This is a genomic window from Rhodohalobacter halophilus (genome assembly GCF_001715195.1).
Lineage (GTDB): Bacteria > Bacteroidota > Rhodothermia > Balneolales > Balneolaceae > Rhodohalobacter > Rhodohalobacter halophilus.
Genome location: NZ_MDWE01000039.1, coordinates 1 through 13,112 on the forward strand (window position 1 = coordinate 1; position 13,112 = coordinate 13,112).

The 13,112-nt window shown below is 44.1% G+C and carries 11 protein-coding genes; 4 read left to right on the top strand and 7 right to left on the bottom strand.

Features of this window, described 5'->3' with window-relative positions:
• The first annotated feature begins 994 nt into the window (after positions 1-994).
• Genes BG260_RS14055 through BG260_RS10800 form a run of 3 tightly spaced genes read left to right on the top strand, consistent with a single transcriptional unit; the run spans position 995 to position 3,025 of the window.
• Positions 995-1,705, top strand: coding sequence for a hypothetical protein (locus BG260_RS14055; RefSeq protein WP_141691577.1), 711 nt, complete (start codon positions 995-997; stop codon positions 1,703-1,705).
• Complete coding sequence (locus tag BG260_RS14385; protein ID WP_245683955.1) at positions 1,698-1,889, top strand: hypothetical protein; 192 nt, start codon at positions 1,698-1,700, stop codon at positions 1,887-1,889. Before BG260_RS14055 ends, BG260_RS14385 begins: the two co-directional genes overlap by 8 nt.
• A 59-nt stretch (positions 1,890-1,948) precedes the next feature.
• Positions 1,949-3,025: an ABC1 kinase family protein gene (locus BG260_RS10800; RefSeq protein WP_245683956.1), complete on the top strand. Its 1,077-nt coding sequence runs from the start codon at positions 1,949-1,951 to the stop codon at positions 3,023-3,025.
• Positions 3,026-3,081: 56 nt separating this feature from the next.
• On the opposite strand, the gene BG260_RS10805 is transcribed toward BG260_RS10800, so the two are convergent.
• From BG260_RS10805 to BG260_RS10825, 5 genes are read right to left on the bottom strand one after another with little or no spacing between them, the layout of a single operon-like run.
• Complete coding sequence (locus BG260_RS10805) at positions 3,082-3,528, bottom strand: hypothetical protein (RefSeq protein WP_069132548.1); 447 nt, start codon at positions 3,526-3,528, stop codon at positions 3,082-3,084.
• Between the two features lie 23 nt (positions 3,529-3,551).
• Positions 3,552-5,012 carry a RagB/SusD family nutrient uptake outer membrane protein gene (locus BG260_RS10810; protein WP_069132550.1) on the bottom strand — a complete coding sequence of 487 codons (1,461 nt, stop codon included), beginning with the start codon at positions 5,010-5,012 and terminating at the stop codon, positions 3,552-3,554.
• A 15-nt stretch (positions 5,013-5,027) separates the two neighbouring features.
• Positions 5,028-8,069: a SusC/RagA family TonB-linked outer membrane protein gene (locus BG260_RS10815; protein WP_176719478.1), complete on the bottom strand. Its 3,042-nt coding sequence runs from the start codon at positions 8,067-8,069 to the stop codon at positions 5,028-5,030.
• Between the two features lie 56 nt (positions 8,070-8,125).
• Positions 8,126-8,989: a DDE-type integrase/transposase/recombinase gene (locus BG260_RS10820; RefSeq protein WP_069132554.1), complete on the bottom strand. Its 864-nt coding sequence runs from the start codon at positions 8,987-8,989 to the stop codon at positions 8,126-8,128.
• Complete coding sequence (locus tag BG260_RS10825; protein WP_069132556.1) at positions 8,986-9,390, bottom strand: transposase; 405 nt, start codon at positions 9,388-9,390, stop codon at positions 8,986-8,988. The genes BG260_RS10820 and BG260_RS10825 overlap by 4 nt, the downstream gene beginning before the upstream one ends.
• Positions 9,391-10,099: 709 nt before the next feature.
• Here BG260_RS10825 and BG260_RS10830 point away from each other — a divergent pair.
• A complete protein-coding gene (locus tag BG260_RS10830; protein ID WP_141691579.1) occupies positions 10,100-10,783 on the top strand; it encodes a hypothetical protein in 684 nt (227 codons plus the stop codon).
• A gap of 342 nt (positions 10,784-11,125) precedes the next feature.
• Here the strand turns inward: BG260_RS10830 and BG260_RS10835 are convergent, their stop codons facing one another.
• Positions 11,126-11,569: a Calx-beta domain-containing protein gene (locus tag BG260_RS10835; protein ID WP_069132560.1), complete on the bottom strand. Its 444-nt coding sequence runs from the start codon at positions 11,567-11,569 to the stop codon at positions 11,126-11,128.
• 43 nt (positions 11,570-11,612) lie between these two features.
• Entirely contained in the window at positions 11,613-13,094 is a 1,482-nt protein-coding gene (locus BG260_RS10840; protein WP_069132562.1) for a RagB/SusD family nutrient uptake outer membrane protein, read from the bottom strand.
• Between the last annotated feature and the right edge of the window lie 18 nt (positions 13,095-13,112).

Sequence of the window (13,112 nt, forward strand, 5' to 3'; positions counted from 1 at the left end):
CCTCAATCACAAAATCCTAACCAGGTATTTCGTTTTTGAGACAGATTCCAAACTTACGATTTTCTGACTCCCAATGTCAAGGAAAATGTCAGAAATATTCAGAAAGTTTTTAAAGGAACATCTTCCGGGAGATTCGCGCAATAGTACGCAGATTGGCTGCAATTCTTGAGCATTTCGTTTTCCCGAAAGGATTGTCAATATAGGGGGTAAACCGTATCCAAGTCAACCCATTTCCTCAACTTTTTTCGACTATTTTTCCACATCTGACTAAGCCCCCAGAAAAGCGCTTTTTGGTGCAGGTCGCAGGTCGCAGGTCGCAGGTCGCAGGTCGCAGGTCGCAGGTCGCAGGTAAAAGTTTTGTTATTGGAATGATTAAATAAAATCGTGCAATTGAACGTGATGATTTAATTAGTACTTATTGAATCATAATCATCAACGTTTGATTAAACCGTTTCTTTGTGTTTGAAATACCGGCTGAGTGGGTGCAGCTTTTTGCATGGAGAAAACACGGTTATCTCAAGTATTAAATTTGCACCAAACAAATCAGGTTGGGAGAGTTTGTGCAGTAGAACTACAGGGCCACCGAGGATGATGAAAAACGAGGCTCACTGTGGTTAATCTTTTAACACAGATATTTAATTATCTCTGTGTGACTCTGTGTATTCCTCTGCGTAACACTATGGTTAAACTATTTTACCCGTCAGCCTGCAACTACAGCATGCAGACGGGGTGTTGATTGACAATTACCGATATACGAACAGCCTCATGTAATTTGATAGAAAAGATCTGTTGCAATCCGAATAAATCTATACTGATTTTTTTCTTGACCTGAACCTTTCCCCCCTTCCGTTAATGTTATGTCAGTTGAAATAGTCTGATTCATACGATCTCTTAACGCCAATGAATCACACCCTCAACTCCCTTTTTATATTGAAATGTAATACAAGGGATGAATTCTGTAGAGAAGCAACGCATTCAAAGAAAACAGACAATTATGACCATAGAGACACGCTTAAAAATTAACATATCTGAAGCCGCAACGGAGCACTTTTTAATCAATCCGAGATTTACCATCCAATCGCTGGCCGGCTCATTAAACATGAGTGCAGAGGATATTTTTGACCTGTTTCCAAACCGCCGGGCAATTCTAGAGTACTATTACGAGTCGCGTTTATACCTTTATCAAGATTCAATTACAGAAATTGACGGTTATGATCAGTACACCCTCAGCGAAAAACTGAGTCACCTTTTTTTAACTCTGCTCGACTCGTTTGAAGAGCAGAGAGAGTTTGTTCTCACTACCTACAAGGAGTGGGTTGTTTGGAACAAGAGGAAAAGTGCGTTCATCGAGATCTTTTTGGACGAACTGAAAACCATCTTTACAAATGATCCGAAAACATCTCGTTACTCAGCTATCATACAAAACCGGCTGCTTTGGAAATCGATCCTGCTTCAGTTCCACGGGTTAATAGCATTCTGGGCAAACGATTCGAGCCGGATGAGGGAGAACAGCATGGCATTGGCCGACAAATGGACTTCGTTCATCGAAGAGATTTTCTACACCCACATTATCGACAAGGGATTTGATCTCGGAAAGTTTTTATGGATGAATGCATCCCTCAACAAATGTATAACCGGCGAAAATGTTACGTTTCCCACCCTATGTGGCCGAGAGCAAGAAATTCAGGAGAAAGATCATGAGTGATTTTCCATCCACCAAGTTTGACCGAGGGAAGATTTTTGCCAAAACCGGTCTTAAAGTGGGATCCAACTATGCAAAACACTATCTGAAATCCCTCACAGACAAGAACGGAGACAAATCAGAACTGCATCGTCAAACCGCGGAAAACCTTTTAGTGAGTTTACGAAACTTCGGGGAACCGCACTGAAAATAGCCCAGTCGTTCAGCATCGATCAGGGGTTTTTACCCGATGAATTTGCTGAGGTAATGACCAAAGCACAATACAGCGTCCCGCCTATTAATCGGTCTCTGGTTCGCTCTATCATCAAAAAAGAACTTGGGAATTACCCGGAAAAGGTTTTCAAATCTTTCAACTCGGAAGCTGTTGCGGCAGCCTCTATTGGACAGGTTCACAGGGCCACCTTAATGGATGGGACGGAGGTTGCCGTAAAGGTTCAGTATCCGGGAGTTCGGGAGACCATCTCATCGGATATCGCCATTGCCAAATCGATCCTGAAACGAATTGTTTCTAATGTAAACGCCCTCAATGAATACATTGATGAGGTCAGGAGCACTCTGCTGGATGAGACTGACTACCTCAAAGAGGGAACGTCGATGGAAACCTTTCACAATCGATTTGCTTCCGAACAGGTCGTAACGCCCCGGTGGATTGAAGAGCTCTCAACCGAAAGGGTATTAACAATGACTTACCTTGAAGGCAAACACCTAAAGGAGTTCCTGGAGTCTAATCCATCGGAGACAGAACGAAACCGGTACGGTCAACTGATGTGGGATTTTTTCCATACACAGATTGAAAGTGTGATGGACGGCCATTTTGAGTTTCATGCCGATACTCACCCGGGAAATTTTCTCTATACACCGGACGGTAAACTGGGTGTGATCGACTACGGATGTGTGAAAACATTTCCCAAAGACTTTTTCTACAACTACCTGTTGCTGCTCCCAACTCACATCAACCGGGATGAAGTGGCCATTGTGGAATTGTACAACAAGTTGGGAGTGATTGCCGGAGATCCTAATGAGAATAAGAAGGAGAAGCGTTTTTATGATTTCGCCCTGAACTATGGCTTCGCGTTTGCCCTGCCCTACCTGGAAAACACCTTTGATTTTGGTGATCCGGAGTACCGGGAGCTTATCCGACAGTACACCAAAAATACGCCCATAACCAATGAACCGCGAGGAAATAAGCATTTTATTTATAGCACACGCGTTCATCTGGGACTATATCACTTATTGATGAAGCTGGGAGCTACAGTTCAAACTATAAAATCAAGAGAGGCAGTAGAGAGAACACTTGAAGGGTATGAGGAGAGATCTGCATAAAAAAAACCGCCCCGGTTTTACACGGAGCGGTTTAAAGTATTTGCCTGAGAGTTTAATCAATTACTAATGAAAGTAGTTGATGTACTTAAATTCCCTGCAGGTTCAACATCTTCTGCATCGGTTCCATCAAGATTTATGATCAGGCGTAATTCTTCACCTGGATCAACACTATCTTCGATGTACTCGATGACAATATCCGTTGCGCTGGTTCCGCTTTCAATCGTTACAGGTGATGGAGTCACTATTTCGTAATGTACCCCCTCCTCTGCTGTTGACTCAGCATCAATACTGTATTCAACGTTCAAATTGTCGGACCGCTGCTCACCAATGAGCTGTACAGCTACACTGGTTCCGCCATCGGCAAGACTTGTCTGATTTTGAAGCGGTTTGAGCTCAACCTGAGGATCCATGTCAAACACCTTTTCTGTATCCCCGGTGTCAAATACGTCGCATCCGGCAAAAAGTGCCGTGGCGACTGCGAGTGCTATTAGTTTTCGTAACATCATTTTTAGCGTTTAATTAATTCTTAATAATTCGGATTCTCTTCAAGTTCAGAGTTGGCATTGAGGTTGTTGTTCCCAATCGGCGCCAATATTCTGTACGAATCAAACCTGATTTTAATGTCACCGGTTATCGGGTCCGGGATGTGATTACCTGTTCGTTTCAGGTCCCAGAAACGATGTCCTTCCATGTGAAGTTCACGAACTCGTTCATCCATCACTTCATCTTCGAACGAATCGACATCTACAAGTGCAGCTGCCGGAATTGGACCTGCATTTCTGGCATCTTTCAGTTCCTGCAGTGCATCCACTGCCGCAGGGGTAACAGCATTCGCATCTTTAACGGAAGCTTCAGCAAGTATCAGATACATCTCTGAAACTCTCATAAAAGGAAGGTCATCGGCAAGATTCCCTTTGTCGCCATTGTATTTTGTTGAAGCAACTTCCAGATCATTTGCATTGTCACAACCTGACTCCCCGCAAGGTTTGAACCACCCATTTCGGTAGTCATCTGCATCAAAGAGATCCAATACATATTGAGTAGGAAGCTGAGCAACCCACTGAGCCGAAGTATAAGCGGCCGGACCATTATTAACATTCGATCCTGCAATCGGTTCCGTATTTGGATCTATCTCAAGCAAAAACATCGCTTCAGGATGTGCCGCTTCATTCTCATTGAACATCTCTACGATATCATCTTCATCCTCTGTAAGAGCGGGACTCAGATCTATCGCATTCTGAGCAGCTGTTGCAGCATCACCCCAGTTTCCCTGAAATAGCTCAACTCGTGCTCGTAATCCTTCCACAAACATTTCGTTTGCAATCGTTGGATTACTTACACCGGCCAAGCGGGTTTCAGCCTCATCCAGATCGTCGCTGATCCGATTATAAACTTCGTCTACTGTAGAACGAGGCCTTTCATCAGCATCCTCTACAGAAAAGACTGATTCTGTGAAGATTGGAACTCCCAAATTCCAGTTTGACTCGGGGCCTATATCATAGTTTCCGGGCTCATAACCGTAAACCTTTACCAGCATATGGTAGGCATAGGCTCTTACAGCATAAGCTTCGCCCATTACCTGTTCACGTAATCCTGAATCTACCGCATCCGGGTCAATATCATTGATCAACTGATTGGCAATTTGAATTACATTATAGGCTGCACCATAACTGCCGATATGCGCTGTTCCGGATGTACCGGTTGCAAAGTTAAGAGCATCATATCTCGATGCGCCAACCCGCGTGTAGCTCTCGTCGGCAAGGGCACTTGGCCCGAGAAGATTTTGAGTCGTGAATGATGCACTCGCTCTCATCTCAGAATAGAGTGCATTTCGCAGCAATTCTACACCATCGGGCGTACCAAGCGCCTCTTCAGGTGAGATCGACGTGGACGGATCCACATCTTCCAATAGGTCGTTACATCCGGCAAACAAAAGTCCGGCTGCAAGGACTATCACAAAACTTAACTTGTTCATTGTTTTCATCATCTTATAAAATTTTTATTAGAAGCGTACTTCAATTCCTGCATTGAATTGACGTTCTGTCGGATACGAAGCCGTGGTCACGTTTGTAAAGATATCTGTCGTATCAAACGCAACTTCTGGGTCGTACCATGGCCATGCAGTCCACGTCAGCAGATTCACTCCGGACGCAAATACACTTACATTGCTCAATCCAAACTGATCTACAAATCGCTGCGGCAGATCGTAACTAACCGTCAGATTTTTCAACCGGATATAGCTTGCGTTGTAAACAGCTTGTGATCCCAGCTGAGTTCTGTAGTTATTGGTTTCTGCAAAATCAGAACCTGCAACAACAGCTCTTGGATAGTACGTCATATCGCCCGGCTCTCTCCATCGGTCTCTCGTTTCACTCGAAAGACTCCCGAGGAAATCGGGTGTGCGAGTAAAGTAGTAGTCGGTTGATGGGAATGCCCACTGGCCAAAACTAAAATTAAAGAATGCATCGACAGATAGCCCTTTGTAGCGAAATGTGTTACCAAATCCACCGACCGTGTTGGCAAATCCATCTTTGTAGTTCACGGCATCCTGGCTTTGTGTTGGCGTATAGGTAATTTCACCATCTGCATCTAACCACATGGGTCGTCCGTCAGCCGGGTTTACACCTGCATAACGAGGAACCTGGATCTGACCAATGGTCTGACCCTCTTTCAGTGATTCAAACGTATCATCTGCATCTATGTCTTGCCCGTCGGGCAGCTCCTTGATTTCATTATCCATAAATGCCACGTTAAATCGGGTACTCCATACGAAATCACGTGTTGACACATTTACCGTATTGATTTCAAATTCAAGGCCGGAGTTACGAACTTTACCAACGTTGTCTGTGTATTCTGTAAATCCACTTTCTGTTGGCAGCGGTCGGTCAAAGAGCAGCTGATTGTTATCCTTTACATAGTAATCAATAGAACCGGAAACACGCCCTTCAAGGAGTTCGTAATCAAGTCCTACATTAATCTCTTGTGCTTCCTCCCAGGTAAGCAGCGGGTTTTGAAGCTGAGCCGGAACTACAGCCGTCCCACCCTGATAAGTTCCTGAAGCGGAATAAAGACTTCTGGAAGCGAAGTTTCCAATTGCAGAGTTACCGGTTAATCCAAATCCGGCCCGGAGTTTCAGGTCGCTGATATAATCGACATCAAAAAAGTCTTCCTGAGAAATCCTCCACGCACCCGATACAGATGGAAAGAATGCCCATCGCTGGTCATCACCAAATCTGGAGTGTCCGTCGTACCGGCCGGTAAAACTGATGTAGTACCTCTCATCGTAGTTGTACTTCAGATTGGTAAAGTAACTTCCCAGTCTCCATTCGGAGTTTACACCGGCAGCCTGTGCAGGAGTAGCCGTCGCACTCAGTACGCTGAAGAAAGGTACAATTCCCTCTCCCCTTGTTAGCTGGCTTTCGGCATAGTTTTGTCGATACTCAATTCCAACCAATCCGGATACATTATGAACTTCATCAAACTGCTGGTTAAAGTTACCAACGAGGTTTGTACTGAAGTTTCTCACATTCCGGTTAGCAAAACTTACATATCCGCCCTGTGTTGGTGCGGCAATCGGAGAATCGTACCGTGTGTCCTCAGTATTTCTGTAGTCTACATTAAACGTACCGGTAAACGACAACCAGTCGTATGCGTTGTATGTAAGATTCGTGCTTGCAATAATCTGTGTTACAGCTATTTCCCGCTCCACTTCGTCCCGGATTACAGCCGGGTTATACTGTGTGGAGGTAGCTACAGCGAGGTTCGGGTTGTATGACCCATCTGCCAAAAACGGAAAGGTGAACGGATTTTCAAACATCACCTGGGAAGTTGGACAGTTAACGAAGTTACCATCCTGGCAAACTCCAAACTGTGTACTACGTGATACATTTGAACGAACCGACGCTCTGAACCTGTCTGATACCTGATGGTCTACGTTGGTCCGGAGATTCACACGAGAGAAATTAGAGTTCAGCGCTGTACCGTCTGTATCCTCATATCCACCAGAGAGATAAAATGTTGTGTTATCGTCACCGCCGGAAATATTAAGAGAGTACTTTTGGGTCACTCCATCTTCATATACAAAATCCTGCCAGTTATAGTCCGACAGCTGTCCCGGATTATTGGGATCTTCTCCAAAGGTTCCTAAGTAAAAGGCTTCTCTATCCGCACGGAATGCTTCAAATGCGGCTTCATCGGTTACGGGTACACCGGCTCGGTGCATCCACCCCTCAGCTGAATAGTCCAGGTATTCGTCTCTGTTCAGGTAATCCACATTACGTGCCAGCGTACGCACACCGGTCTCTGCACGGGCAGTCACCTGAGTCTGGCCTGAGGTACCACCTTTGGTTGTAATAATGACAACACCGGCAGCCGCCTGAGATCCATAAATAGATGCAGCAGAAGCATCCTTCAACACCTCAATGGACTCAATATCGCTCGGGTTGATCGCATTCAGCGGAGAAGTACTTGTAAGACCAGATTGCTGGTCAAATGACATCTGTACACCGTCAACAATGTAGAGTGGCTCTGTTGCGGCGTTGATAGATCCGTTACCGCGTACGGCAACTTTAAATGCACCGCCCGGGTTACCGGAAGTAGAGATAACATTCACACCGGCAGCACGACCCTGCAAGATCGATTCTGCATTTTGAAGTGAAACACTTTCTATTTCACTGGAACTAACACTGGTAATCGAACCGGTCAGTTCTCTACGGTTTGTAGGGGCGTACCCTGCAACCACAATTTCATCCAGTCCGGCTGCGTCCATCGACATGGCCAGATCAAATACATTTTCACCGGCCTCGATGTTTACTGTTTCAGTTACGGTTCTGTAACCTACATAGGAAAATCGCACCTCGTAGGTACCGACGGGAACGTTGTCAATTCTGTACATTCCGTCTATATCTGTTGGAGCTCCTCGTTCGAGATCCAAGATCATTACTGTTGCACCCACAAGCGTTTCACCTGTAGACTCGTCAGTAACGGTACCCGTAAGGGTTCCTGTTTGTGCATGTGCCAGTCCGGCAAAACCGGAAATAGCCACAAGCAGCAACAGGCTCGTTAATGACTGATGTTGATGCCTAAATACGGTTGACGGTTTTAGTTAACATGTACCATTTTGGTCGAAGTTAACTTCGACCAAATGTTGACACGATAATCAGGGTAGCTACCCTGATTGAGTTCTTTAACAAATTGATCCGGAGACAACCTTGAGGGCAGTCCCCGGTGTGGTTTACTGCGGTTGTACAACCGCACCGCTTTGGCAACTCCTTGGCACAATGACCGGTAATTATCGGTTGTGTAATATGTCAGATAGTTGCTCTTGATCGTTCGATTGACCCGTTCACAGTAAGCATTTTGCCACGCGTAATGGGCCATACTATGCCTCAGATCCCGGCAGCTTAGATAGTTCTTATATTCCTCACTGGTATATTGAACTCCACGATCGGTGTGAATAATCAGCTTCCTGAGCTCTTGGCGATTCTGGCTGACAAAAGCCTTGTTCAAACAACGAATCTGGCTGGCACTACTCAAATCCCGGCTGCAATGACTGGCCAGTATCTGGCGGGTAAACCCATCGATGACAAAACTCACGTAGTACCAGCGCCCACCACTCCAAACATAGGTGATGTCGGTTTGCCACACCTGATTCGCCCCGGTTATGCTTTTGCCCTCAATCAGGTTGGGTTTAACACCCTGCCCGGCCACAGTAAACGACCGTGGGGGTGTTTTTACCCGATAACCGCAATTAAGCAGCAACTGTTCGGTCCAGTCGCGCCCGCGAGGCATTTGCTCGCGCACCGCATAATAAATGTCCCGGCATCCCATTTGAGGGTGCTTCGAGCGCACCTGCGCTGCCAGCTCGGCAGTCTCGAGCAGATCACGCTGGGCTTTACGCAGTCGTGCAATACCCTGGTGGGCTCCCTGCCGGGTGATACCTTGCCAGTCAAGCATCTGCTTCATTGGCCAGGGAACCGTTTTTTTGTGCGAGAAGAACCACTCGAAGCAGCGCAGTCGTACTTTTTTTTTAAATCCTCGCCAACTTCCTCACTGGCCAGGTCGATAAACTTCTCGTAGTAATCGATCTGCATCTGTTTGTGGCCTACGGCCTGTTCCAGTTCAGCGATTCGCTGCTGCATCTGTTTGAGCTTTTCACTTTGGGAGTCTTTATCTACCACAAGTACGGATCCTTTTTTATTATAGGTTGAGTATCGATAAATCCATCGGTAAATCGTGGTCGGAGAAACCATGTATTCACGTGAGGCAGCCGATGCGCTGAGTTTACCAGATTCTACAAGACGGACAACCTCTTTACGCAAGGTAGGTGAAAATGTGCGGCGTTGCCGGAGATATTTTTTTGACATAATATTCAAGTTACAAGTGAAAAATTATGTCAACCTATTTTAGGCACCTACATGAAGTATCTTCTGAATCATAACTTACCTCATATGATGTTTTGATTAGTGCAGAACAGAATCGATGAATGATTAGAGTGAACGATTTGATCACAAATGTCCTGCATTTTGGTTGATTTATATAGATGATTATTTCCTCCTTATAGCGGAGTCTTTTAATACTATAGGGATATCATTTGATGAATAGATTGATGCAATGATCACTGTTTACAGAACATCAACCTCGTGGCAAGTATAGTTTTCGGTCAACCCTATGTCAAATATAATTCAACTTTTAAGACCTAAAGAAATATTCAATCCAGACTTGTAAAAGTGTATTAAACAACTACTCAAATAGATGAATTGCAGACAGATAGCTTTTTGAAACGTTCACTTATTTTAAATTTATACCTGATTTGTTTCACAATATTTAATGTGGATAAAAGAGAGTAAAAACGAAGTCACAAAAGTTTCTGTGGATAAAACAGAATTTCTTTGCTTAACTCCGTTTCTATATAGACTCATCCTGATAATTAACTTTTATTTACAGACATTTTACTGCTGTATTAATATGTTACGTCCTGATTTATTGGTAATTTAGTACACAACTATTCAGCAAGGAGCTGGCCAATTCATTATTACAACTCTTACTTTTATATATCTACGATCGAACATCACTATGAGCATTAAATCTTTCTTCATTTGCGCTGTGGTTTTTCTATTTATCAATTCCTGCAATAACAACACCACACAAATTCTGCTTCAAGATGAAACGGATACCAATCTCCAGGCACGGGAAACTTCCGTGTCTTTGCTAATTATTGAACCCGAACCTCTCTACAACTATTTTCCCGATCACGTTTATGGTGCCCTGCGTCCTACTGAAAAAATGATTTTTGATAACGATTTGCTTCAACTTTTTCGCCAGCAAACCCAATCTCCGGTAGTTGGTAAGAAAATAAGTGAAGACCTGATTCCGGAGCAGCTCGAAAGCCGAAGATTTGATCTGGATGCTGGCCCCATAATTCTAATCAGTCCAAAACAGGGTACAGACTTATCAACTTCCAATATTAATTCCAGATTTACAGTAATTCTGGATAAGTATCACTTTACTTCCTATCAAGTAGAGACGGGTGGAGGGTCTTACGCCGGGCATGAAGGAGATCCACAAAACAGGATCAGATTAGACACAGCATACATTATTTGGGATAATGATCAGAAAAGAGAAATCGGCTGGGGCATGGTGAATGCCAGCCATATTTTATATAGTGATGATGCAACCACCAGTTATCAAAATGTTATCAAATCCACTTTTCAGAAAATTATTAAAGTAAGTCCATTTATAAAAAGTGATAGTGTTTAAAACCAGATTGGCTTAGCACCATTAAAATGAAGGCCGTTTTCTGAATTTTAAAAGCCGGCTTTAGTATTGAATTGAGAAATACCTACCGGAACCTACACTGCCAACTGGTGGTAACTCCACAATCATACGAACCAAAGTTTCTTATTACAGCTTCAATCAACCTGGCGAAACACCGTCAGCTTTAGTAATCAAAACTCCATTCAGTCGACTTACTGCACAATTGCAATAAAGTTCTCAATCCTTTCTTCAAATTTCAATTGCCTTTGATTGGAACATAAAAAAAGGCTGTACTCAAATGAATGAGTACAGCCTTTCGATTTATTCCTTAACTACAGGTTCAGATCAATCCTGAATAAATATTCTGGATGTCTTATAGTTTTCAGCAACTTCTACGCCGTCTGCTCCTTCAAGATTGAGAATCAATTGAACTTCTCCTCCGTCAGGTACACTGTCGGCAATCAATTCAATGACGATATCAACCGTGCTGGTTCCGGCCTCTAAAGTAATGGGTGATGGTGTAGACACATTGTAATGTGTACCTGCCACCGCATCACCTTCAGTACTGAAAGAGACTGCTAAGTCGCTGTCACGTTGTTCTCCAATTAATTGGATTTCAATAGACGTTGAACCGTCATCGTCACTCACTTCCCTTTCATCGGGAAAGAAAGCGACCTGTGCCGGCCCGTCATAGGTCTTTTTCGTATCGCCTTCATCGAACAAGTCGTTCATATCACAACTCGCGAATAGAAGCGGCAAAAGTGCGAATATTAATAGTTTTACTTTCATAGGATAAAAAGATTTAGAAATTATCTTTGATGATTATGAGAATTTAGTATCCCGGATTTTCAACAAGAAGCTCATTGACATTAAGGAGTCCTGAACCAAGCTGAGGCAAAATTCGATAGTTTTCCGCTCTCATCTTAATGGATCCGTCTGGATTCCGGATATCTCTTTGCAGTCTTTTCAGGTCATAAAATCTGTGACCTTCAAGAGCAAGCTCTCTCATTCTCTCATCAAGAATGAAATCTTCAAATGCAGTCATGTCAGTCAATGCAGTAGCCGGTACAGTTCCACCATTTCTGGCGTCCAGCAGATCTTGCAGAGGAGCAACTCCGGCTGCCGGGCTATCTACATCCTTAGCAGCAGCTTCGGCCCAGATCAGGTACATTTCTGCAAGTCTCATAAATGGAAGGTCATCTACGTGATTTCCTTTATCACCATTAAATTTGACAAGTGAAAAACCATTATCATTAACAGCATCACAACCGGTTGGTTGGTTTAAAGCTATTCTCTGAGCTTCAACACAATCTCTGTACCAGCCAAGTCGGTAGTCACCCGCTTCATACTTATCAATTAAGAATTGAGTAGGGAGCTGTGCCAGGAAGCCGGTAGATGTATAGGTACCGGGTCCATCGTTATTCCAACCGCCATTCTCTGTAGATGGATCAACCACCACTTTAAACAGGGCTTCCGGATGACCGCCGGTGTTTTCGTTAAACATTTCGGCAACACCGTCTTCAGTATTTTCGAGAGATCTGCCGCTATTTGTGATTGCATTCTGAGCAGAAGTGACAGCGTCACCCCAGTTACCGGCGTAGAGATGAACTCTTGCCAGCATACCATCTACAAATGCTTCGGTAGCATAACGGTTATCTGAATTAATACCTGAAAGCAAAGCTTTTGCATCCGTCAAATCAGTGATAATCTGATTATACACTTCAGTTACCGAGCTTCTTGGGCGAAGATCAGCATCAGTTACGTCAAGTACCGGTTCTGTTCTGACGATCACACCTTCCTCCCATGGATCCTCGATTTCACCCTGGCTAAAATTACCCGGATCATATCCGAACACTTTTACCAGATTGTGCATAGCAAATGCGCGTAGTGCTAATGCCTCACCTCTATACCTGTCGTAGGTAGCGGCCGGTAGTACATCGGGTTCTACGGCTCCAATCATCAGATTGGCATCCTGTATCACTTCATAATGCGCATTCCAACTGGCAATGTGTGCCGTACCTACATTTTGAACCGCCTGGTTCAATGCTTGGTAACGGGTAGAACCGGGCCGGTTACGGGTTTCGTCCGTAAATGCACTGGGTCCAACAAAGTACTCAGTTTTATAGGCAAAACTACCGTGAATTTTTCCATACATCGAGGCTCGTAGTCCTTCAACTCCATCAGCAGATGTTAAGACCTGTTCACCTGATACGGATGTAGATGGCTCTACATTCTCAAGCATATCGTTACAACCCGTATAAGCAAAAAGTAGGGCTATAACTGCAGTAAACTTAATTAGATTACTTAATTTCATAGTGTTCTTCAATTTTTT

What these genes read in the sequence shown, in the direction of transcription:
- BG260_RS14055 (WP_141691577.1), top strand. Translation starts at nt 995, where the DNA reads ATGACCATAGAGACACGCTTAAAAATTAACATATCTGAAGCCGCAACG.
- BG260_RS14385 (WP_245683955.1), top strand. Translation starts at nt 1,698, where the DNA reads ATGAGTGATTTTCCATCCACCAAGTTTGACCGAGGGAAGATTTTTGCC.
- BG260_RS10800 (WP_245683956.1), top strand. Translation starts at nt 1,949, where the DNA reads ATGACCAAAGCACAATACAGCGTCCCGCCTATTAATCGGTCTCTGGTT.
- BG260_RS10805 (WP_069132548.1), bottom strand. Translation starts at nt 3,528, where the DNA reads ATGTTACGAAAACTAATAGCACTCGCAGTCGCCACGGCACTTTTTGCC.
- BG260_RS10810 (WP_069132550.1), bottom strand. Translation starts at nt 5,012, where the DNA reads ATGATGAAAACAATGAACAAGTTAAGTTTTGTGATAGTCCTTGCAGCC.
- BG260_RS10820 (WP_069132554.1), bottom strand. Translation starts at nt 8,989, where the DNA reads ATGAAGCAGATGCTTGACTGGCAAGGTATCACCCGGCAGGGAGCCCAC.
- BG260_RS10825 (WP_069132556.1), bottom strand. Translation starts at nt 9,390, where the DNA reads ATGTCAAAAAAATATCTCCGGCAACGCCGCACATTTTCACCTACCTTG.
- BG260_RS10830 (WP_141691579.1), top strand. Translation starts at nt 10,100, where the DNA reads ATGAGCATTAAATCTTTCTTCATTTGCGCTGTGGTTTTTCTATTTATC.
- BG260_RS10835 (WP_069132560.1), bottom strand. Translation starts at nt 11,569, where the DNA reads ATGAAAGTAAAACTATTAATATTCGCACTTTTGCCGCTTCTATTCGCG.
- BG260_RS10840 (WP_069132562.1), bottom strand. Translation starts at nt 13,094, where the DNA reads ATGAAATTAAGTAATCTAATTAAGTTTACTGCAGTTATAGCCCTACTT.